The 19612-nt window shown below is 46.2% G+C and carries 22 protein-coding genes and 1 pseudogene; 20 read left to right on the top strand and 3 right to left on the bottom strand.

Translation table 11 applies throughout. From position 1 onward, the window contains the following. The first annotated feature begins 1 nt into the window (after position 1). Together BST99_RS11320 and BST99_RS11315 are read left to right on the top strand one after the other, a co-directional pair. The gene (locus BST99_RS11320) at positions 2–619 is read left to right on the top strand and encodes a DUF4254 domain-containing protein (protein WP_105001905.1); all 618 of its coding nucleotides are present in this window, start codon (positions 2–4) and stop codon (positions 617–619) included. Beyond that, positions 591–1673 carry a glycosyltransferase family 9 protein gene (locus BST99_RS11315; RefSeq protein ID WP_146106284.1) on the top strand — a complete coding sequence of 361 codons (1083 nt, stop codon included), beginning with the start codon at positions 591–593 and terminating at the stop codon, positions 1671–1673. The genes BST99_RS11320 and BST99_RS11315 overlap by 29 nt, the downstream gene beginning before the upstream one ends. Here the strand turns inward: BST99_RS11315 and arsS are convergent. Together arsS and BST99_RS11305 are read right to left on the bottom strand one after the other, a co-directional pair. After that, a complete protein-coding gene (arsS, locus tag BST99_RS11310; RefSeq protein ID WP_105001903.1) occupies positions 1670–2725 on the bottom strand; it encodes an arsenosugar biosynthesis radical SAM (seleno)protein ArsS in 1056 nt (351 codons plus the stop codon). The genes BST99_RS11315 and arsS overlap by 4 nt on opposite strands. 34 nt (positions 2726–2759) lie before the next feature. Next, positions 2760–3095 (bottom strand): arsenosugar biosynthesis-associated peroxidase-like protein, encoded by a 336-nt coding sequence (locus BST99_RS11305; protein ID WP_105001902.1) that lies wholly within the window; start codon positions 3093–3095, stop codon positions 2760–2762. 128 nt (positions 3096–3223) lie between these two features. Between BST99_RS11305 and BST99_RS11300 the strand changes: the two genes are divergently transcribed. Further along, positions 3224–4036 carry a patatin-like phospholipase family protein gene (locus BST99_RS11300; RefSeq protein ID WP_317046159.1) on the top strand — a complete coding sequence of 271 codons (813 nt, stop codon included), beginning with the start codon at positions 3224–3226 and terminating at the stop codon, positions 4034–4036. A gap of 1 nt (position 4037) precedes the next feature. Here the strand turns inward: BST99_RS11300 and BST99_RS11295 are convergent, their stop codons facing one another. Continuing rightward, on the bottom strand, positions 4038–5087 hold the full coding sequence (locus tag BST99_RS11295) for a ferredoxin--NADP reductase (protein WP_105001901.1): 1050 nt from the start codon (positions 5085–5087) through the stop codon (positions 4038–4040). Positions 5088–5206: 119 nt separating this feature from the next. Between BST99_RS11295 and BST99_RS11290 the strand changes: the two genes are divergently transcribed. From BST99_RS11290 to BST99_RS11215, 17 genes and pseudogenes are all read left to right on the top strand, one after another. After that, entirely contained in the window at positions 5207–6676 is a 1470-nt protein-coding gene (locus BST99_RS11290) for a DUF5687 family protein (protein WP_105001900.1), read from the top strand. A 14-nt stretch (positions 6677–6690) separates the two neighbouring features. Continuing rightward, complete coding sequence (locus tag BST99_RS11285) at positions 6691–7395, top strand: ABC transporter ATP-binding protein (RefSeq protein WP_105001899.1); 705 nt, start codon at positions 6691–6693, stop codon at positions 7393–7395. Between the two features lie 89 nt (positions 7396–7484). Further along, entirely contained in the window at positions 7485–10025 is a 2541-nt protein-coding gene (porW, locus tag BST99_RS11280; RefSeq protein WP_105001898.1) for a type IX secretion system periplasmic lipoprotein PorW/SprE, read from the top strand. A gap of 6 nt (positions 10026–10031) precedes the next feature. Next, positions 10032–10499, top strand: a complete 468-nt coding sequence (locus BST99_RS11275) for a bactofilin family protein (protein WP_105001897.1) — start codon at positions 10032–10034, stop codon at positions 10497–10499. Then, positions 10483–10707: an AtpZ/AtpI family protein gene (locus tag BST99_RS15140; protein ID WP_105001896.1), complete on the top strand. Its 225-nt coding sequence runs from the start codon at positions 10483–10485 to the stop codon at positions 10705–10707. The genes BST99_RS11275 and BST99_RS15140 overlap by 17 nt, the downstream gene beginning before the upstream one ends. Further along, positions 10707–11090 carry a DUF6168 family protein gene (locus BST99_RS11265; RefSeq protein WP_146106283.1) on the top strand — a complete coding sequence of 128 codons (384 nt, stop codon included), beginning with the start codon at positions 10707–10709 and terminating at the stop codon, positions 11088–11090. The genes BST99_RS15140 and BST99_RS11265 overlap by 1 nt, the downstream gene beginning before the upstream one ends. Before the next feature lie 81 nt (positions 11091–11171). Further along, complete coding sequence (atpB, locus tag BST99_RS11260; RefSeq protein ID WP_105002503.1) at positions 11172–12290, top strand: F0F1 ATP synthase subunit A; 1119 nt, start codon at positions 11172–11174, stop codon at positions 12288–12290. 29 nt (positions 12291–12319) lie between these two features. Further along, positions 12320–12514 (top strand): ATP synthase F0 subunit C, encoded by a 195-nt coding sequence (gene atpE, locus BST99_RS11255; RefSeq protein WP_014032715.1) that lies wholly within the window; start codon positions 12320–12322, stop codon positions 12512–12514. An 80-nt stretch (positions 12515–12594) separates the two neighbouring features. Next, positions 12595–13095 carry a F0F1 ATP synthase subunit B gene (locus BST99_RS11250; protein WP_105001894.1) on the top strand — a complete coding sequence of 167 codons (501 nt, stop codon included), beginning with the start codon at positions 12595–12597 and terminating at the stop codon, positions 13093–13095. A 3-nt stretch (positions 13096–13098) separates the two neighbouring features. Next, positions 13099–13638 carry an ATP synthase F1 subunit delta gene (gene atpH / locus BST99_RS11245; RefSeq protein ID WP_105001893.1) on the top strand — a complete coding sequence of 180 codons (540 nt, stop codon included), beginning with the start codon at positions 13099–13101 and terminating at the stop codon, positions 13636–13638. A gap of 2 nt (positions 13639–13640) precedes the next feature. After that, positions 13641–15221 carry a F0F1 ATP synthase subunit alpha gene (gene atpA / locus BST99_RS11240; protein ID WP_105001892.1) on the top strand — a complete coding sequence of 527 codons (1581 nt, stop codon included), beginning with the start codon at positions 13641–13643 and terminating at the stop codon, positions 15219–15221. Positions 15222–15269: 48 nt separating this feature from the next. Next, positions 15270–16133 carry an ATP synthase F1 subunit gamma gene (atpG, locus tag BST99_RS11235; protein WP_105001891.1) on the top strand — a complete coding sequence of 288 codons (864 nt, stop codon included), beginning with the start codon at positions 15270–15272 and terminating at the stop codon, positions 16131–16133. A gap of 70 nt (positions 16134–16203) precedes the next feature. Beyond that, positions 16204–16695, top strand: coding sequence for a hypothetical protein (locus BST99_RS11230; RefSeq protein ID WP_105001890.1), 492 nt, complete (start codon positions 16204–16206; stop codon positions 16693–16695). Beyond that, complete coding sequence (locus BST99_RS15020) at positions 16692–17330, top strand: lipopolysaccharide biosynthesis protein (protein ID WP_317046158.1); 639 nt, start codon at positions 16692–16694, stop codon at positions 17328–17330. The genes BST99_RS11230 and BST99_RS15020 overlap by 4 nt, the downstream gene beginning before the upstream one ends. Next, a complete protein-coding gene (locus BST99_RS15015) occupies positions 17236–18153 on the top strand; it encodes an oligosaccharide flippase family protein (RefSeq protein ID WP_317046157.1) in 918 nt (305 codons plus the stop codon). The genes BST99_RS15020 and BST99_RS15015 overlap by 95 nt, the downstream gene beginning before the upstream one ends. Continuing rightward, positions 18134–18568 carry a dUTP diphosphatase gene (dut, locus tag BST99_RS11220; RefSeq protein WP_105001889.1) on the top strand — a complete coding sequence of 145 codons (435 nt, stop codon included), beginning with the start codon at positions 18134–18136 and terminating at the stop codon, positions 18566–18568. Before BST99_RS15015 ends, dut begins: the two co-directional genes overlap by 20 nt. A 15-nt stretch (positions 18569–18583) precedes the next feature. Further along, positions 18584–19599, top strand: a pseudogene (locus BST99_RS11215) (sugar phosphate nucleotidyltransferase). The last annotated feature ends 13 nt before the right edge of the window (positions 19600–19612 follow it).

The following is a 19612-nucleotide window of genomic DNA, read 5'->3' as shown; positions in this document are numbered from 1 at the left end:
TATGTTTGCCGAAAGCGCATTTAAGACTTTTGAACAGGTGGTGATTGATTACCACAAGACGGACTCTGTAGATGCAGAAATGCCAAACCCTTTCGAGAGCGGGAGCATTGAGTTTCTTCTCTACAAGAAATGCTGGATTGACTCGGTTCAGTGGCATTTTGAAGACTTAATTCGAGACCCCAGGATAGACCCTGCAGGAGCCTTGGTTCTGAAGCGCAAGATTGACGCGAGTAATCAGCACAGAACAGATCTGGTCGAGTACCTGGACGCGTATTTTCTAGATAAATACCAATCGGTTTTAGCCATGGAAGGAGCAACGATAAATACGGAAAGCCCTGCCTGGGCTTTGGACCGTCTTTCTATTTTGGCACTAAAAATTTACCATATGGACGAAGAAGCGTCCCGGGAAGAGGCTGATGTGGCACACCGGGAAGCCTGCGCCCAAAAACTGGTTGTTTTACAGGAACAGAGAACGGACCTAATTACAGCCATTGATCAGTTGTTGTCTGATATCGCTGCGGGGCGAAAGTACATGAAGGTGTACAAGCAGATGAAAATGTACAACGACGATGAACTAAACCCAGTACTGCGTGAAAATAAACGCAAAGAGAATAGCTAAAACGCCCCAGCGCCTTTTGGTCATTCGGACTTCCGCCTTGGGAGATATCGCGATGGTCTATCCGGTCTTAAAGGCCTTGACCAGCCGGTATCCCAATTTAGAATTGCATTTTTTGTGCCCCCAGCGCTGGCAACCGATTTTTTCGGATATAGAACAGCTGTACTTCATTGATTTCAATAAAAAGAAACACGGAGACTGGAAAGGCTTACTCTTATTGACTTTCCGCCTGCGATGGAAAGGATTCCAAGGGGTCATTGACCTGCACCATGTACTTCGCTCTGACTACATTAACCGAGGCTTGCAGCTCATGGGGCTAAAGGGGTATACCCTCGATAAAGGCCGAAAAGAAAAAGCGGCCCTTACCCGTGCAGAGAACAAGATAATGGAGCCATTGAAGACCATGCACCAGCGCTATGCTGATGTTTTTGTTCGGGCAGGTTTTGACTTTGAATTGAATGGGCGAGCTCGAGCCCCTAAACGCGAGGTTACTGAAACCATACAGGAACAAATAGGCCAAGACGATCTCCCTTGGGTTGGTTTTGCGCCCTTTGCAGCTCATGACGGCAAGAGATACCCTATTGAGATGAGTCGTCAACTGGTCGAACGCCTGGACAAGAACGGTAAATGCAAAGTACTGCTCTTCGGAGGCGGGGTGGAGGAGGCCGAAATCCTCAAAGAATGGGAAGGCGTCTCCCAGGGCCGTGTCATCAATCTGGCCGAATGCCTGAGCTTCGCTGACGAACTCACCGTGATATCTCAATTGAAGTTGATGATTTCTATGGACAGCGGGAATGGACATCTTGCGGCTAATTTTGGCGTTCCAGTCTTAACACTTTGGGGGGTTACGCACCCCTTTCTGGGTTATGCTCCGTTTGGTCAAACGGAGGATTACCAGCTTTTAGTGGATCGAAAAGAATACCCCTTGATTCCCACCTCGGTATACGGTAAAAAAGTGCCTGAGGGATACGAGGAAGCCATGTCGACCATTACAGTCGAAAAAGCCTTTAGAAAGGTCCTAAAATTACTCCGAGACCAGGGCGATCTTCAGGATTAGGCTACGGTTCCTTGACAACTACTTCCTGCTCCGGCTGTACAACCATAACAATGCTGTGATATGATGATGTTTCGGTCTTGAAGCAAGTCTTCGTTGTAGTCCTTGATGTGCTTAACCTTGCTGGCCACTTTAAGCCCTAACATTTGGTTGAAATCACAATCGTATAACCAGCCGTCCCAACTCACTGATAAGGTGTTGGTGCACATCACCTGAGAAACAGCAGCCGGGTTGTAAGCGTCAACGAGTGCCGTCATATAGTCTTCATAGTTTTCGGATGCAATGAGGTAATCCAAGAAACGGGCAATAGGCAAATTGGTGATGGCGAAAAGCGAGTGAAATTCAATGCCAAAATCCTGAAGTAAAGCGGCTTTAAAGTCTCGCTCTAGGGCAGCTTGATCCCCGGGCAAATAGGCGCCGGAAGGGTTGTAAACCAAATCGAGACGCAAGGGACTGTCGGGCTTACCATAACCCACTGCGTTGAGGTCTTTCAGGGCTTGAATGGACTTGTCAAAAACACCATCTCCTCTTTGCTTGTCTGTCTTCCCGCGGGTATAGTGCGGCATGGACGATACCACGTGCACATTGTGTTTTTTAAAGAATTCAGGAAGGTCATGATACTTCTTGTTGGCTCGGATAATGGTCAGGTTGGAGCGGACGATGAAGTCTTTGATTCCCGCCTTGGCCGACTCTTCCACAAACCAACGAAAATCAGGGTTCATTTCGGGGGCCCCTCCTGTGAGATCCAGGGTATGCGCTCCGGTGTTGCGAATGACCTCCAGACAGAGCTCCATGGTATCCCGGATCATGATTTCTTTGCGGTCAGGACCGGCATCGACATGGCAGTGCTCACACACCTGGTTGCACATATAACCTACATTGATCTGCAGGATTTCCAGCTTGCGAGGACGCAATGGGAAATGCCCGATTTCGGCAATCTTATCTTTAAAATAGGGGAGTTCTCCTTCTTCAAAAATTCCTCCGTTGAGGATGTCCAGTTGTTTGTTTGCCTGAGCCAGTTCGTCAGCTCGGGCCTTTAACGACTTCGTCGCCATAAGGTATCTTCTTTTTCATTCGAGCTTTCGGAATTTACATCGAAAGCTTGTTGTATTTATTCATCATTTGCACGCCATGGACCAGGGTCGCGCCACTTTCAATAGCTGCTCCTGCATGAACGGCCTCCATCATCTCTTCCTTGGTGATGCCGCGTTGCAGTCCGTCTTTGGTATAAGCGTCAATGCAATAAGGGCATTTAACCACGTGGGCCACCGCCAGGGCGATTAAAGACTTTTCACGGGCACTCAGGGCGCCTTCTTCAAACACCTTTCCGTAGTAATCGAAGAACTTTTCTCCGAGCTCTTCACTCCATTCTGTAATCTTTCCGAATTTCCTTAGATCTGCCGGATCGTAATATGGTGCTGCCATTCTTTTTTGATTTAAGCTTAAACCTACAACAAATCGCGCTGCTTTTTGAGTCGAGAAAAAAGAAATGCATTACACTAAAGGGCCGAAAAAAAGTTCCTTTTTCGACTTACCTTTAAGATCTCGGTCGATTGGAAGAAGAAATTATGGCGAAAAAGAAGAAAAATGAGAAGGGTTTGGTCTTGTCCGGAGGAGGGATTCGAGGGATGGCTCATATTGGTCTGATCAAGGCCTTGCGAGAACGAGGATGGGAAGCAGACCGGGTAGCAGGAACCAGTATTGGAGCCTTGGTCGGTGCTTTTTACGCGAACAGCAACACGGTGGAAGACATGCTGTCCTTCTTCAAGGAAACGCCTTTGTTTCAGTATAATTTTTTTACCATTAACAAGGCTGGATTTATAGATACCGAACGGTATTATAAACTTCTAAAGGCCTATTTTCCAAAAGATACCTTTGCCTCTTTGGACCTGCCGCTTCATGTGGTTGCCACCGACTTACTTCAGGGAGAAGAGATCTGTTTCTCGGAAGGAGAACTCATTCGGGCTCTACTCGCTTCGGCAGCCCTTACCCCTGTTTTCTCTCCGGTTAAAGTGGGGAAGCTGCTCTGCGCAGATGGAGGAATCATGAACAATTTCCCCAAGGAGTATTTGGATGAGCACTGTTCTAGCATTGTCGGAAGCAACGTGACCATTGCGGGAGAGATGCACAAAAAAGACTTGAAAAATCCCTTTCAGATTACCGCCCGAGTAACCAGCCTGATGATTTACACGAGCAGCAAGAAGAAACTCGGACAATGCCAATGGGCTGTCGAACCCAAGGAACTCGAGAGTATTGGGGTACTCGACAAAAGCTCTATCGAGAAAGCCTTTACCATTGGCTATGATCATGCCTCCCGCGAACTGGATCGTTTGGGCAGTGAATCGCCTTTACTCTTAAGCGTATAGATTAGACGTCGTCGTAATCCAGTGTGATTTTAGACGAGGTCGCATGGGCTTGGCAGGTTAGAATGAGCCCTTCGGCCACTTCCCCGTCGGTCAGGATTTGATTTTTGACCATTTTGGCTTTTCCTTCGGTGACCTTGGCAATACAAGAGCTGCAAATACCCCCTTGACAGGAATAGGGCGCGTCAATGTTTTCGGCCAATACCGCATCAAGGACCAAGGGTTTGGCATCCGCCGTAAATTCGTGGGTTTCTCCATCGAGAACCACTGCGTATTGGATCTTTCCGTCTGCTACCTCCACAGGATCTCCGGCTTCGTCCGAAGAGGAGGAGGAAGTAAAGAGTTCAAAGTGAATCTGGTCTTCGCCAAAACCACTGTCATTCAGGGTTTGTTTGCTCAATTCAATCAGAGGCTCCGGACCACAGAGGTATGCGGCGCCTATGGTTTCGCCGCTGTGTTGATTGAGTACCCAACGCAAAAATCCGTTGTCAATACGTCCGAATCGGCTTCCCTCAACCGCTTCCTGACTGTACATGGAGTGTAATGTAAAGTGATCAGGGTATTGCTGCTTGAGTTCTACAAGTGTTTCCGCGAACATGGTGTCCTCAACTGTTTTATTTCCGAAAACAAGAATAACGGGAGTTCCGCCAGCCAAGGCTGTTTTGGCAATGCTGAGGATCGGAGTAATTCCACTGCCGGCAGCAATAGCCAATACACTGTCTTTTGCCCCTTCTTTTTTGAACAAGAATCGTCCTTCGGGTTCGGCTACTTCAAGCTGATCGCCCACTTGGAGTTGTTGGTTGACAAAAGTTGAAAAAATACCCTGGGGAACTTCTTTGACTCCAACGGATAATACACCGTCCTCAGGACTCGAACAAATCGAGTACGCCCTGCGGACGTCAGCACCCTGTATATCGGCTTTAAGAGTAATATACTGACCGGCATAAAAATGAAACACCCCCTGGAGTTCTGACGGGATTTCAAACTGGAGTTGTACGGCCTTTGGAGTGAGTCGATCGATTGCTGCAATGCGCAGTCGGTGAAAAGTGGGCATAATTCAATTTTTCGCAAAATTACGACACCTTCTTGAATCCTAGGGCGTTTAAATTTTTTGAGGATCCCTGTAACAAAAACCATTATTTTCACACTAACTCCTTTGGAAAAACCAATCTAATGCTAAAACGCTTTCTCAGTTTGCAATGGAAGTCCATGATCCGGTCTTCCTCTTTTCGTACCGAAATTTGGTTCAAAATCCTCATGGTGTTCGGTGCCCTTTATTTCATTGCCGTATTCTTATCCTTGGGATTCGGTTCCTATTTTATCATTGAGAAACTAGACATGGGCGATCCCTTTCGGGTGGTCAACCGATTTATGATCTATTATTTAGGCTTTGATATGGTCTTTCGGTATATGTTGCAGAAAATGCCAGTGACCAATATTAAGCCGCTGCTGTATTTACCGGTTAAGAAGAATCAGGTTGTACGTTTCTCCCTTTTTAAAACAGTTGTTTCTTTTTTCAACTGGTCTCACGCCTTTTTCTTTATTCCTTTTACCATCATTTTGATCACCAAGGACTACGACTTGGTGGGCGCTTTGGCGTGGCATTTGGGTATGATGGGCTTGATCTACAGCAACAATATGCTCAATGTTTTGGTCAACAACCGGGACTGGGCCTTTTACATCATGGCCAGTTTGTTTGCCGGAGCAGCCCTGGTGCAGTACTACCAAATTTTTGATATTACCGTTTATACCCAGACATTCTTTGATCTCTTGTACGATCAACCGGTCTGGGCGGCTGTACCCTGGGCAGTCCTGATTATTCTCTACTTATCTTCCTTTTACTATTTCAAAAGCCGCATGTACCTCGATGGAGGATTGGCGGTCAAGCAAAAGGAGGCCAAGACCGAAAACCTGGATTGGCTCAATCGATATGGGTATTTGGGTACTTTCTTGAAGAACGACATCAAACTGATCCGTCGCAATAAGCGCTCGAAGACCTCGGTGATTACCAGTTTCTTCTTCTTGTTCTATGGACTCTTGTTTTTTACCGGAGCGGTAGAAATGTACGACAACGCCTTTTGGAAGATCTTTGCAGGCATCTTTGTGACCGGTGGCTTCTTGTTCACCTTTGGGCAGTATGTGCCCAGTTGGGACAGCAGCTATTATCCACTCATGATGAGTCAAAACATCAAGTACCGGGATTATTTGAATTCCAAATGGTACCTGATCATCATTGCGACCCTGATCAGTACGGTACTCTCTACCTTCTATATCTATTTCGGTTGGGAAGCCTACGCTGCGGTTCTCGCCGGTGCGATGTACAACCTGGGTATTAATTCTTATCTGGTCCTATTGGGAGGCGCCTATGTAAAGTCCCCGATCGATCTGACCTCCAATAAAAAGGCCTTTGGAGACAAACAAGCCTTCAACGCCAAAACCATGCTCTTGACCATTCCCAAGATGTTCTTGCCCATGCTGATTTATTGGGGAGGTTCCATGATCAATGAGCCCGCTGGCTACTTGGCTGTGGCCGCCGTTGGGGTGCTTGGGTTTGTCTTTAAGAATCCCACCTTCCGTTTGATTGAGCGGATTTACAAGAAAGAAAAATACAAGACCTTACTGGCCTATAAAGAAAATGCATAATTCAAAAAACGACGATGATAAAAGCCACTAACCTCAGTAAAACATACGGTCCGCACAAAGTGCTCCATTTGGACTTGCTCGAAATTCCCAAAGGGGAATCCTTCGGACTGGTCGGAAACAATGGCGCAGGAAAGACCACCTTTTTTAGTCTGTTACTCGATCTGGTACAACCTACCACAGGGAATATACTCAACAAAGACATTCAGGTTGACAAGAGTGAAGCCTGGAAGCCTCATACCGCAGCCTTTATCGATGAAAGCTTTTTGATCGGTTACCTGACTCCGGAAGAGTATTTTTACTTCATCGGGGAACTGCGCGGTCGCTCGAAAGAGCAAGTGGATCGACACCTGGCCCAATACGAGGACTTTTTTCACGGAGAAATCCTGGGGCAAAAGAAGTACCTGAGGGATCTTTCCAAAGGAAACCAAAAGAAGGCCGGAATTGTGGCATCATTTATCGGAGATCCCGAGGTCATCATCTTGGATGAGCCCTTTGCTAACCTGGATCCTACGACTCAGATTCGCCTCAAAGGGATTATCAAAGAGCTCGCTTCCAGACAAGGAGTAACCGTCTTGGTTTCGAGTCATGACTTGAGCCATGTAACGGAAGTTTGTGAGCGTATTGTTGTGCTCGAAAAAGGGCAAATTGTCAAAGACATCCAAACCTCTCCGGCAACTCTACGCGAACTCGAGGCATTTTTCGGAAAGGTCGAGGAGTAAACAGCTTGCCAATTCGCCGAGATTTTGCAGGGCGTCCAAATACTAATCCCTTAAAAAATTAGTTAAGTTTGGATACCCATGCATATAAGGTGAAGAACACGAAAATCTACTTAGGGGCCCTGGTATTGCTTATTACCGCTTGTTCCACAAAGAAAAATGCCTTTGTGAACAGGAATTGGCATGCGGTAAACACCAAGTACAACGTCCTGTATAACGGTAATTTGGCCTTTGAAAAGGGGCGTGAAGAACTGCGCCAGAGCTATAAAGAAAATTACTGGGCCTTACTTCCTGTCGAACGACTTCAGGTCACCGATGAGGTTCGCTTGGATTCGGAAGGCAACAACCCCAATTTTGAACGGGCAGAAGAAAAGGCCACCAAGGCGATCCAAAAGCACGCCATGGACATCGAGAACCGGGAGCGAAACCCCCAAACCGATGAAGCCTTTTTACTTTTAGGCAAGGCCCGCTATTTTGATCAGCGTTATGTGCCGGCTTTGGAGGCTTTTAATTACATCCTCTACAAACACGATCAGAGCAATCAGCACAACCAAGCCAAAATCTGGAGAGAAAAGACCAATATGCGTCTGGACAACCCTGAATTGGCGATTAAGAACCTTAAGAACTTAATCAAGTACGAGCGATTGAGTGATCAGGAGTTTTCTGATGCTCAGGCCGTCATCGCCCAATGCTTCATATTGATGAAGCAACCCGATTCGGCTATTCGACGTTTAAAGTACGCCCAGACCTATGTTCCCAACCGGGAAGAGCAAGGGCGGTACCTCTTCATCATTGGACAGCTTTACAACCAACTTGGCAAAAAGGACAGTGCCAATTTTGCTTTTGACAAGATTATCGCACTCAAGCGCAAGACCCCTCGGGTGTATTGGATCAATGCCCACCTGAAAAAGATCAACAACATAGACGTCACGGACGAAAACAAGGAGTTTTTACGCGAATACCTGACGGAATTGGAAGAGAACCGCGAGAACCGGCCCTTTTTGGACAAGGTTTTTCGCCAGAAAGCAATTTTCCACTTTAGAGCGGAGGAAGACAGCCTCGGTTTGGTGTATTACAACAAATCCCTAAGAAGAAATCAGGAAGATCGCGTACTAAACGCCTTGAATTACCTGGACTTGGCCGAGTACCATTTTGATGAAAGGGACTACAGAGGGGCAGGAGGGTATTATGACAGCGTGCTTCAAAACATGAACGAGAAGCAACGGGATTACCGCTTTATCAAGAAAAAACGGGATAATCTGGTGGACGTTATCAAGTACGAAGATATTGTTCAGTATACCGACAGCGTCCTGAAGGTGGTCGAAATGAATCCTGATCAGCGCAAGGATTACTTTCAGCAAACCATTGATGACCTGATTGCCAAGCGCAAAGCGGAAGAAGAAGTGGCTGAAAAACGCCGCAATACCGGCTTGGCCAATTTCTTGAAAACCAAAGGCGGAAAAGACAATAAAGGAAAGTTTTATTTCTACAACATCGCCAGCCTGGGATATGGGAAAACCGATTTCCAAGGACGCTGGGGGAACCGACCCTTGGAAGACAATTGGCGTTGGAGTAATAAAATTGCGGTGAGCCGTACCGATGACCTGACCCAGGTAGTCAATAATACAGCCGACAGCACCGCCCAGGAAGATCCAAAACTTCAGTTGGACTACTATTTAAATAAGGTTCCAACCCGTCTTGGTCAAATCGACAGTATTCGCGTAGATCGCAACTTTGCCTTGTACCAATTGGGCCTGATTTACAAAGAAAAGTTCAAGGACGATGAACTGGCCGCCGAGCGTTTGGAGCGTGTTTTGGCTCAAAACCCCGAAGAAAGGCTCATTCTGCCGTCCAAGTACAACCTCTACAAGATCTACCAGTCTGCCTACCCGTATCGAGCGGAAGAAGTCAAGGAAGACATCGTGACCAACCACCGAAGTAGCCGGTACGCCGAAATTTTACTCAATCCCGATGCCGTTTTGGCGGGCGACACCGAGAGTCCCGATGCCCTTTACGACGGTCTGTATAAAAAGTATGAAGAGCAGCGATACTTGGAGGTTATAACCCAGAGTCAAAAATACATCGAGCGCTTCACCGGGGACCAAATCGTACCCAAGTTCGAAATGCTGAAGGCGAATTCCATTGGTCGACTTCAAGGTTTTGAGGCTTTTAAGGAGGCCTTGAACTACGTCGCCTTGAATTACCCGAACGACCCGGAAGGGAAGAAGGCCGAATTCATGGTAAAGGAACAATTGCCTAAATTGGCTCCCAAGGATTTTTCGAAGGAAGAAGGGGCTGAAGGAGCAGAAAATTGGAAAGTTGTCTTTCCTTATAAAATAAGAGAGGACGAATCGGCGTTAAAGCTGAAGAATCGTTTGGAAGAGATCATCAAAGATTTGGCTTACAAAAACAAGATCTCCAAAGACATCTACAACCTGGAAGATCAGTTTGTGCTGGTTCACGGGTTTAAGTCCAAGGAGTTCGCACTCGGCTTTGTCGAGTTGATCAACACCAACCGAAAGTACAGAGTGAAGAAAGAGAATTTTGTCATTTCATCTAAAAACTACAAGATCATCCAGGTACATAAAAACATCAACGCCTATATGGCTCAAGTAGAGTACCCAAAACCCTAAGACCCCATGTTTTCAGACAACAAAAAACCCCGAACAATGAATGAATTTGGCGGACAACCCAACCGAATAGAAAAGAACACGGTCATCAAAGGTGACATTACCTCAGAAGCGGATTTCCGTATCGACGGAAAGCTGGAAGGAGATGTGAAGACTTCCGGAAAGATCGTTATCGGTAAGGATGGAGTTATCAAAGGAAAAGTTGAATGTGTCAACGCCGATATCGAAGGTCACTTTAACGGAGAGCTTTTCGTTACAGAATTGCTTACCTTGAAAGCCTCTGCAGTCATTAAAGGTGCCGTGAATATTTCTAAGCTATCGGTTGAGCCCGGGGCCAACTTCAACGCAACTTGCAACATGATGGGCAAGGCAGGCATGAAGAGCAAAGGCCAAGGCATACAACCCGAAAGCAAATTCCAGTCATCTTCTAGCCCTGCAGCTCCACCAGCACAGGCGTCAGATGTCAAAAAAGTTTAATGAAACAAAGAATAAGGGTCTTCGTACAGCCATGTCCCTCTCGGGAATGGCGATCCAAATGGGGGTGACCATTTACCTCGGAAACAGACTCGGTTCTTGGCTCGATATTAAATACAGCAAAGAGGGTTACGAAACAGCGTTAACCCTCTTTGCTATATTTTTGTCTATGTACTCCATGATAAAAAGAGTAACTAGACTCCATCAATAATGATCAGAAAAACATTCACTGATCTTCTTCCTTTACTCATTGGTATGGCCCTGTCTTATGGGCTTATTGCTTTGGCGGATCCGGTTTTTAGCCTAGGATTTGGTCTTCACGAGGTCTTTATTTACCACCTTGTATTTAGCGCAATACTCATTAGCTTGATTCCCTGGGTACAGCGCAATCCTGCCTGGGCTCCCAACCTCGGTTATTACTATTTAGGGAGCCTGCTCCTTAAATTTTTTGTTTTTGCCCTTGTTTTTCCTGCGGTGGTGACCGCTGAGAACATACCGTCTAAAGAAGCTTTACTTATGCTTTCCCCCCTGTTTATCGCCCTTGTTTGTGAGGTTCTTTTCCTTAAACAAGCGCTCGACAAAATGAATGTCTAAAATTACCTTTGTAATTAGGTATTAATAACTACCTTTGCGCTGATTTTTTAGACCCTTGATTCGTTTACAATGAAGGCATTGATGCGACCCGCTTTTACAAAATATATCTTGGTAGTACTGAGTGTTTTAGCCACTCAATTCAATTTCGCTAAGGAAAAAGAAGAAAAGCACGCCGACGACGGGGGTATCGTCGACTCACAGGAAGAGATCTCTGAATACATTCTCCACCACATCAAAGACGCGCACGATTTCCATTTGTTTTCTTATACCAATGGTGACGGAGAGCGCAAGCACATCGGATTCCCTCTACCGGTAATCGTATACACCAGTGAAGGCCTTCGCGCATTTATGTCGTCAGAATTTCACCATGATGACAGTGGTCACCACATTGTCGAGGCGGATGGGGTTCAATTGGTTAAGTACCACGAAAAAATCTACGAACTCAATGCTGGAGCTCACGCAGTAAAGTTTGATCACGAAACACACAAGCCTACCAATGCAGCCTCTGTTTTGGATTTGTCTATTACAAAAAGTGTTTTCGGAATCCTGCTTGTAGGGGTATTGATGCTCCTTGCTTTTGGTGGTTTGGCTAAGCAATACAAGAATGACCAGATTCCTACAGGTTTTGCTCGTTTTCTTGAGCCTTTAGTGATTTATGTGCGTGACGAAATTGCTCGCCCAAACATCGGTGAGAAAAAATACAAGCGCTTTACGGGTTATTTGTTAACGGTCTTCTTTTTCATCTGGATTTTAAACCTATTCGGATTGACTCCCCTTGGGTTTAACGTAACCGGACAGATTGCCGTGACTTTCTGCCTTGCGCTTTTCACTTTCTTAATTACCCAATTCAGCGGGACAAAGGACTACTGGAAACACATCTTTTGGATGCCTGGGGTTCATCCGGTCATGAAAGTAATTCTAGCCCCTATTGAGGTCTTGGGAATGTTTACGAAGCCCTTCGCCTTAATGGTCCGTTTGTTTGCGAACATCTCAGCGGGTCACATTGTTGTGATGAGTTTGATTGCCATCACCTTTACACTTAAAGCAAGTATGGGTATAGTCGGATCCTCGTTGATTTCGATTGTTTTATCCTTTTTTATAACCCTGATTGAGGTGCTTGTTGCCTTCCTTCAGGCCTATATTTTTACAATGCTGTCGGCCTTGTTTATCGGGCTTGCGGTAGAAGAACACGAACATTAAGAATTTAGTTTAATTATATATTTTTTGTTATGACAGTTCCAAATTTAGTTGGTGCAGGTTTAATTGTAATCGGAGCAGGAATTGGTCTTGGTAAAATCGGTGGAAGCGCAATGGAAGGTATTGCTCGTCAACCAGAAGCTACCGGGAAAATTCAAACGGCTATGATTATCATCGCTGCACTTTTGGAAGGATTGGCATTCGGTGCCCTTTTCCTAGGAAAATAATTTTCCAAAACGATCAATTCCGGTAACGGTTGGTTGCCGGAATTGATTAATTATCAGGAACTTCAAAGAATTAGAAAGAAATGGATCAATTACTAAACGATTTTTCACCAGGCTTATTCATCATTCAGACCTTCCTTTTATTGGGATTGATCTTTTTGATGGTCAAATTTGCTTGGAAACCAATCATGTCTGCTATTGAAAGCAGAGAAGAAGGAATTAAAGACGCTCTTGCTTCTGCCGAAGAGGCTAAAAAAGAGATGCAGAACATCACTGCAGATAGTGAAAAACTCCTGAAAGAAGCCCGCGCTGAACGCGAAGGAATGCTAAAGGAGGCCAAAGACATCAAAGAGTCCATGATTGCTGAAGCCAAAGAACAGGCCGAAGCGGAAGGAAGCAAGATGATCGAAAAAGCGAAACTCACTATCGAGGCCGAGAAAAAAGCGGCTTTGGAAGACATCAAAAAGCAAGTCGCTACCCTATCTGTAGCCGTTGCGGAAAAGATGTTGAAAGAAGAGTTGGCTGACGATAAGAAGCAGCAAAAATATATTGAGGACAGTCTGAAAGACATTCAACTGAACTAAACTATGGTTTTATCTAGAGCCGCCATTCGTTACGCAAAAGCAACTCTTTCTCTGGCTATCGGTCAGAAGGCAGAGGATGCGGTAATGCTCAACATGAAGGAACTCAGCCACGGCATTAGTGACAATCCGGAGATCAAGGAGATGTTGCTCAGCCCTATGGTCAAATCTGATCAAAAGCTGAACTTCCTGAATGAGTACTTGTCTACCGCTCACGAGACCACCAAGGGCTTGTTGAGAACATTGCACGAAAACGGAAGAATTGAACTTCTGGAAGAGGTGGCCTTGCAGTACCTAATTCTGCACAAAAAGCACAAGAACGAAGACACGGCTTACGTGACTACAGCGGTTCCGCTTTCGGAATCATTGCGCATTCAAGTGCTGGACAAAATCAAAGAGTTTACAGATAAAGAAATCCACCTGGAAAACCAGGTGAACCCCGAGTTGATCGGTGGATTCGTATTGCGTATTGGTGATGTCCAGTACGATGCGTCTATCGCCCGAAAACTCGACAGAATGAAACGAGAATTTACTAATAGTCTATAGAGATGGCAACGGTTAAAGCGGCTGAGGTTTCAGCAATTTTGAAGAAACAAATTGAAGGATTCGAAGCAGGAGCTTCCCTTGATGAGGTGGGTACTGTACTCCAAGTGGGGGATGGTATTGCTCGTGTATTTGGACTTTCTAACGCCCAGTACGGAGAACTTGTTGAGTTCGACGGTGGAATGGAAGGTATCGTTTTGAACTTGGAAGAAGACAACGTAGGGGTAGTACTCCTCGGCCCTTCTAAAGAGATTCAGGAAGGTGCAACGGTAAAGCGTACCCAGCGTATCGCCTCGATCCGAGTAGGTGAGGGCATCGTTGGCCGTGTTGTAGACACTTTGGGTAACCCGATCGATGGTAAAGGAGCTATCGAAGGAGAAACCTACGAAATGCCACTAGAGCGCAAGGCTCCTGGGGTAATTTACCGTCAGCCGGTAAATGAGCCACTGCAAACAGGTGTAAAAGCGATTGACGCTATGATCCCTGTAGGACGTGGACAACGTGAGTTGGTTATTGGTGACCGTCAAACCGGAAAGACCACGGTTTGTATCGATACCATCATCAACCAGAAAGAATTTTACGATGCTGGTGAGCCCGTCTACTGTATCTACGTTGCTGTAGGTCAGAAGGCCTCTACTGTAGCGGCTATCGCTAAGACTTTGGAAGACAAAGGTGCTCTGGCTTATACGACTATTGTTGCTGCGAATGCTTCTGACCCTGCTCCTATGCAGGTGTACGCTCCTTTTGCTGGAGCGGCCATCGGAGAGTACTTCCGCGACACCGGACGTCCAGCTTTGATTATCTATGATGATTTGTCTAAGCAAGCGGTTGCTTACCGTGAGGTGTCCTTGTTGCTTCGTCGTCCTCCAGGGCGTGAGGCTTATCCTGGTGACGTTTTCTACTTGCACTCTCGTCTACTAGAGCGTGCGGCTAAAGTTATCGCCGATGACAACGTGGCCAAAGAGATGAACGACTTGCCCGATTCACTAAAATCAAAAGTAAAAGGAGGAGGATCCTTGACTGCTTTGCCGATCATTGAGACGCAAGCGGGGGACGTTTCTGCCTATATCCCAACAAACGTGATCTCGATCACCGACGGACAGATCTTCTTGGAGCAGGATTTGTTTAACCAAGGGGTTCGTCCAGCGATTAACGTAGGGATCTCTGTATCACGTGTGGGGGGATCTGCTCAGATCAAGTCCATGAAAAAAGTAGCGGGTACATTGAAGCTTGACCAGGCTCAGTTCCGTGAACTAGAAGCTTTTGCGAAGTTTGGATCTGATTTGGATGCAGCAACCTTGAACGTTATTGAAAAAGGTCGTCGTAACGTAGAGATCTTGAAGCAAGCGCAGAACGATCCATTTACTGTAGAAGATCAGGTAGCCATCATTTTTGCTGGTTCGAAGAACTTGCTACGCGACGTGCCGGTAAATAAAGTTAAAGAGTTCGAGACGGCTTATATCGAGTTCTTGAACGCCAAACACCGCGACGTTCTAGACACCTTGAAAGCTGGAAAATTGACTGACGAAGTTATCGAGACCTTGACCAATGTGGCTCGTGACCTGTCAGGCAAATACAAGGCCTAATTCAAACCCGAGTTTCAATAGTTACGCCAATTAAGTAAAGAGAAGTTCATGGCAAACCTGAAAGAAATCCGCAACAGAATCGCATCCGTTTCTTCAACGATGCAGATTACCAGTGCAATGAAAATGGTATCTGCAGCGAAGTTGAAGAAGGCTCAGGATGCTATTACCGCCATGCGGCCTTACGCAGATAAGCTCACTGAACTGTTGATCGGTCTAAGCGCGAGCTTGGATGACGACAACGGTAGTGCCTTCTCTCAGCAGCGTCCTGAAAACCGTATTCTTTTGGTGCCGATCACCTCGAACAGAGGTCTTTGTGGCGCCTTCAATTCGAATATCATCAAGCAGGTAAATAACTTGGTTGCTGAGCAGTTCGAAGGCAAGCAGGTGGACCTTTTGTGTATCGGTAAGAAAGGGAACGATGTTCTTTCCAAAAAGCTGGAGGTGGTGGCTAACCACAGCGAGCTTTATGACAACTTGACCTTTGATACGGTCGAAGCTGTTGCGGAAGAAATGATGGAGGCTTTTGAATCCGAAAAGTACGATTCGATTTACCTGGTGTACAACAAGTTCAAAAATGCCGCGACGCAAATCGTAATGACCGAAAAATTCTTGCCATTGGTGCAAGAGAACGAAGGTCAGGACCAAGCGCCGATGGATTACTTGTTCGAGCCGTCTGAAGCAGAAATCGTGGAGCAGTTGATCCCGAAAGCGCTAAAAACGCAATTGTTCAAAGCGATCCGGGATTCTTTTGCCAGTGAGCATGGAGCACGAATGACTGCGATGCACAAGGCAACAGACAACGCCAGCGAATTGCGTTCTCAATTGAAACTGACGTACAACAAAGCCCGACAAGCCGCCATTACAGGAGAAATCCTCGAAATCGTGGGTGGTGCAGAGGCCTTGAACGACTAGCATTTCACTTCCGGTATACGATTTGGCACCGATTTTGGTTTTATCTTAGAGAACCTTTAAAAGCGGTGTTATGAAGGACCTTTACATTTTATCCTTAATTCTCTTGTTTGGCTTGGGAGGATGCTCTTCACAGAAGAAGCTGACTGAGCAAACTGATTTTGTCGTCCAATCGGCAAAGTGCTACAAGCTTTTACAAGGACGCGAAGAATCAAAACCCCAGTTGATGCTGGAGGTAGAAATCAATCAAATTCCGGAGGGAGCAGGGGGAGATTACGTCATTTTTCGTGGTGAAGTCAAGCCTTATACATTCGAATCTGTAGGAGGAAAGTCCTACTTAACCGCACGCTTTTCTGTGAATGGCCCCTCTAAGCCGGATATGGTGATGGAAGGAGATAGCCAGAAGGAAGGCGGAAATCAACCTCCAAGTCTACAACCGCTACTGAAGGAATTTCCTTTTGAGCTGGCCGAGGACGAAGCTGTTTTTCGTTATAAATCAGGAAAGAAGTACGTTTACTTTAAGGTAGGCGGTATTGTTGACGGAAAAACGAAAACAGGCATTTGAATCCACTCAAAAAGCTTTTTCAGCAAACCTTTGTTTACGGAATAGCCACCGTGCTTCCCCGAGTGCTTTCTTTTCTTTTGCTCCCTCTGTATACAGGGATTCTGGAGAAAGCCTCAGGATATGGAGAGTACATCAACATCTACGCTTGGATTGCTTTTTTTAATGTGCTTTTAGCCTATGGAATGGAAACGGCTTTTTTCCGTTTCTACCACAAAGAAAAACGCCCAGAGGAGGTTGTTTCAACCTCTTTAGTGAGCCTGATAGGCTCTACTCTGATCTTCGGCATATTGGGATTCCTCTTTATTGATCTCATCGCAGAGGTCACTGGAATTCGCGCTTCCTTTTTGAAGTTTACCCTGGTTATTCTTTTGCTCGATGCTTTGGTCATCATTCCTTTCGCCCTCATACGCGCCAAGGAAAAACCATTGCGATATGCCTTTTTGAAAACCCTGAATGTGGCCCTAAATTTTGTTGAATCTCTTCTTTTTGGTCGGCTTGCCTCAATGGGCAGAAAGCAATCCAGAAGCTTCTTGGGCGAGTTTGTACCAAGAGGATTTCCAGATTCAATACATTCTGATTTCGAATGTAGCGGCCAGCGCTTTCACCTTGGCTTTGCTCTTACCGACCTACTTTAAGAACAAACTGCATTTCTCTTCTCATTTGTGGAAGAAGATGATGGCCTACGGCTTGCCCGTTTTGGTAGCGGGAATTGCTTTTACAGTCAACGAGGTGTTCGATAAAATTTTATTGACTCAGATGGTTTCCAAGGAGGAGGCCGGAATCTACGGGGCTTGTTATAAGCTAGCGGTTTTTATGACCTTGTACGGCACCGCCTTTCGCATGGGAGTAGAGCCTTTCTTTTTTAGCCAAGCCAAAAAGGAAAATCCGCAGCTCACCTATGCCCAAATCACGTATTATTTCGTTTTGTTGGGCAGCTTGATTCTTTTGTCCGTTGTGGTTGTTCTTCCGGTGCTGGCGGACTTATTTATCAAGAATCCGGTCTATCACCAGGCCTTGGATATTGTGCCTATCGTTTTATTGGCGAGTTTCTGCTTGGGGGTTTACCACAACCTTTCGGTTTGGTATAAAATTACCGATCGAACCTATTTTGGGGCGATTATTTCGTCTTTGGGGGCCTGCATTACTCTTTGTGTAAATCTTTACTTCATTCCCCTTTATGGCTTTTGGGCATCGGCTTTGGCCACCTTATTGGCTTATGGCACCATGATGACCCTTTCGTATGCTTTTGGGCGAAAGTACTATCCTATTCCGTATCGCTTGGGGCGTATCCTCTTTTATATGTTCCTTTCCTTTGGATTGGCCAGCCTGTCTTACTACTATTTTGACGCCTCTCTGGCCCCTGGAGCGGCTCTACTTTTTGTATTTTTAGTCCTGATTACCCTCTTGGAATACAAATCTTTAAAAGCACTTTTTAGACGTGAACATACGCATTATTAACAACTCCAACCACCCACTGCCTTCTTACGAAACCCTTTTGTCTGCAGGTATGGACCTCCGAGCCTCTATTAGCGAACCCATCACCCTTAAACCCCTCGAAAGAGCCATTGTCAAAACCGGACTGCATATTGAACTGCCCGGAGGATACGAAGCGCAGATCAGAGCGCGTTCTGGATTGGCGGCTAAGAAGGGAATTGGCCTGGTGAATGCCCCCGGAACCATCGATGCGGATTACCGTGGAGAAATCGGTGTAATTCTGGTGAACTTATCACAAGACGAGTTCGTGGTCGAGAACGGAGAGCGCATTGCCCAAATGGTGATTGCCAAGCACGAGCGTATTGAGTGGGAAGAAGTCAGTGAACTCGGAACCACAGAACGCGGTAGCGGTGGATTTGGTAGCACTGGAACAGAATAATAAACCAACATTAACATGAAAATAATTGTACCCATGGCCGGTCGAGGTTCGCGCCTCAGACCCCACACCTTAACTGTGCCCAAGCCTCTGGTTCCCGTCGCTGGGATGCCCATTGTTCATCGCTTGGTCAAGGACATCGCCAAGGTGCTAGGCGATCCCATTGAAGAAGTAGCCTTTATCTTGGGGGATCCCGCCTTTTTGGAGAGGACGTGGTCGAAAGCCTCCAAAATTGGCCGGAGAGTTAGGGGCCAAAGCCAGTATATACCGACAGGACGAGCCTTTAGGGACCGGACACGCGATTATGAGCGCTAAGCCTTCGTTGAGCGGCCCGGCTGTAATCGCCTACGCCGATACCCTGATCCGCTGATTTTCAATTGGATCGAGAGGCCGATAGTGTGATTTGGGTTAAGCAGGTCGAAAACCCTGAGGCTTATGGTGTCGTAAACTTGAACGAAGCGGGAGACATCGTAGAATTGGTTGAAAAGCCCACCGAGTTTGTTTCGGATAAGGCCGTCATCGGAATCTACTACTTCAAAGACGTCAGCGTACTCAAGGACGAGCTCCAGTACGTTCTAGACAACGATATCGTCAATGGCGGGGAATACCAGATCAATGATGGAATTAAGCGAATGATGGCCGCCGGAAGACGTTTTGTGACCGGGCAGGTGGATCATTGGATGGATTGCGGAAACAAAGCCGTTACTGTGGAGACTAACCAACGCATGTTGGGCTTTCTGGAGAAAGAAGGGGAGCCGTTGGTGAGTGAGCGTTCTGCTAGCGATGCAGGTTCTCAGATTATTCCGCCTTGCTTTATTGGGGAAGGCGCAGAGATTAAAGGCAGTACGATAGGCCCCTATGTTTCGGTCGGACCTGGCACTAAAATTGTAGATTCAGTAATCGAAAACAGTTTGATCCAAAGTCATTCCGTAATCGAAAATGCAAAGCTTAAAGACGCAATGATCGGAAATCACGTTACTTATAATGGGGAGTTCCATAGTGTGAGTCTGGGGGACTATAGCGAATTGAAGTAGTGATAAAAACGAA

Source organism: Aureicoccus marinus, assembly GCF_002954325.1.
Lineage (GTDB): Bacteria > Bacteroidota > Bacteroidia > Flavobacteriales > Flavobacteriaceae > Aureicoccus > Aureicoccus marinus.
The sequence above is the reverse complement of the archived record's forward strand: the minus strand, read 5'-3'. Positions and strand labels throughout refer to the sequence as shown.

What these genes read in the sequence shown, in the direction of transcription:
- BST99_RS11320 (WP_105001905.1), top strand. Translation starts at nt 2, where the DNA reads ATGTTTGCCGAAAGCGCATTTAAGACTTTTGAACAGGTGGTGATTGAT.
- arsS (WP_105001903.1), bottom strand. Translation starts at nt 2,725, where the DNA reads ATGGCGACGAAGTCGTTAAAGGCCCGAGCTGACGAACTGGCTCAGGCA.
- BST99_RS11305 (WP_105001902.1), bottom strand. Translation starts at nt 3,095, where the DNA reads ATGGCAGCACCATATTACGATCCGGCAGATCTAAGGAAATTCGGAAAG.
- BST99_RS11295 (WP_105001901.1), bottom strand. Translation starts at nt 5,087, where the DNA reads ATGCCCACTTTTCACCGACTGCGCATTGCAGCAATCGATCGACTCACT.
- BST99_RS11290 (WP_105001900.1), top strand. Translation starts at nt 5,207, where the DNA reads ATGCTAAAACGCTTTCTCAGTTTGCAATGGAAGTCCATGATCCGGTCT.
- BST99_RS11285 (WP_105001899.1), top strand. Translation starts at nt 6,691, where the DNA reads ATGATAAAAGCCACTAACCTCAGTAAAACATACGGTCCGCACAAAGTG.
- BST99_RS11275 (WP_105001897.1), top strand. Translation starts at nt 10,032, where the DNA reads ATGTTTTCAGACAACAAAAAACCCCGAACAATGAATGAATTTGGCGGA.
- BST99_RS15140 (WP_105001896.1), top strand. Translation starts at nt 10,483, where the DNA reads ATGTCAAAAAAGTTTAATGAAACAAAGAATAAGGGTCTTCGTACAGCC.
- BST99_RS11265 (WP_146106283.1), top strand. Translation starts at nt 10,707, where the DNA reads ATGATCAGAAAAACATTCACTGATCTTCTTCCTTTACTCATTGGTATG.
- atpB (WP_105002503.1), top strand. Translation starts at nt 11,172, where the DNA reads ATGCGACCCGCTTTTACAAAATATATCTTGGTAGTACTGAGTGTTTTA.
- atpE (WP_014032715.1), top strand. Translation starts at nt 12,320, where the DNA reads ATGACAGTTCCAAATTTAGTTGGTGCAGGTTTAATTGTAATCGGAGCA.
- BST99_RS11250 (WP_105001894.1), top strand. Translation starts at nt 12,595, where the DNA reads ATGGATCAATTACTAAACGATTTTTCACCAGGCTTATTCATCATTCAG.
- atpH (WP_105001893.1), top strand. Translation starts at nt 13,099, where the DNA reads ATGGTTTTATCTAGAGCCGCCATTCGTTACGCAAAAGCAACTCTTTCT.
- atpA (WP_105001892.1), top strand. Translation starts at nt 13,641, where the DNA reads ATGGCAACGGTTAAAGCGGCTGAGGTTTCAGCAATTTTGAAGAAACAA.
- atpG (WP_105001891.1), top strand. Translation starts at nt 15,270, where the DNA reads ATGGCAAACCTGAAAGAAATCCGCAACAGAATCGCATCCGTTTCTTCA.
- BST99_RS11230 (WP_105001890.1), top strand. Translation starts at nt 16,204, where the DNA reads ATGAAGGACCTTTACATTTTATCCTTAATTCTCTTGTTTGGCTTGGGA.